The 601-nt window shown below is 66.7% G+C and carries 1 protein-coding gene; it reads left to right on the top strand.

What is annotated here, in order from left to right:
- Positions 1-320: 320 nt before the first annotated feature.
- On the top strand, positions 321-601 hold a 281-nt coding region (locus tag ACSDR0_RS51060; RefSeq protein ID WP_435296210.1), incomplete at its 3' end, for a hypothetical protein.

Raw genomic sequence — 601 nt, 5'->3', positions numbered from 1 at the left:
CATCGAAGGTGTACTTCTTGCCGATGCGCATCCTCATCCCCGCACCGATGGCTTCCGCGGTCATGACAGCGCCATCCTCTCCTGGGCTCAGCCGCCCTCGCTCGGCCGCCCCAGCCTCCCGAGGCGCAGCTTCGACAATGCGCGCGGCGCGACCGATCGCCAACAGAAGACAACACAGCCGATACGAGCCACGAACCCGCATGCCGGCCCGCAATCGACCCGCAGGATTACCCGGAGACTTCACCAACGGCTTCCCCAGCTGTTGAAGCGCGGCCTACGCTCAAAACTCAACGCTGACGCGACGGCGATGAGGGGCCACGATGAGAAAGGTCCGCAACGAACGGCTGACGGCGGCCCGGCTCGCCCTCGCCTCGGGCATCAACACCCAGCAAGCGGTCGCCGAGGCCATCAGCGACCTGGTCCACACCGCAACCGGCAAGCACCCCCCGATCGACGCCGACTACATCTCCAAGCTCGAACGCGGGGAGATCACCTGGCCCGGTGCCGATTACCGGACCGCTTTTCGCCGCCACTTCGGCGTATCCACTGATGCCGACCTGGGCTTCTACAGCCGCCGCACCAGCTCTGCCCACCCGCCGCC

It is taken from the genome of Streptosporangium sp. G11 (assembly GCF_051192615.1).
Lineage (GTDB): Bacteria > Actinomycetota > Actinomycetes > Streptosporangiales > Streptosporangiaceae > Streptosporangium.
Note: the sequence above shows the minus strand (reverse complement) of the source record. Positions and strands in the feature narration are given on the sequence as shown.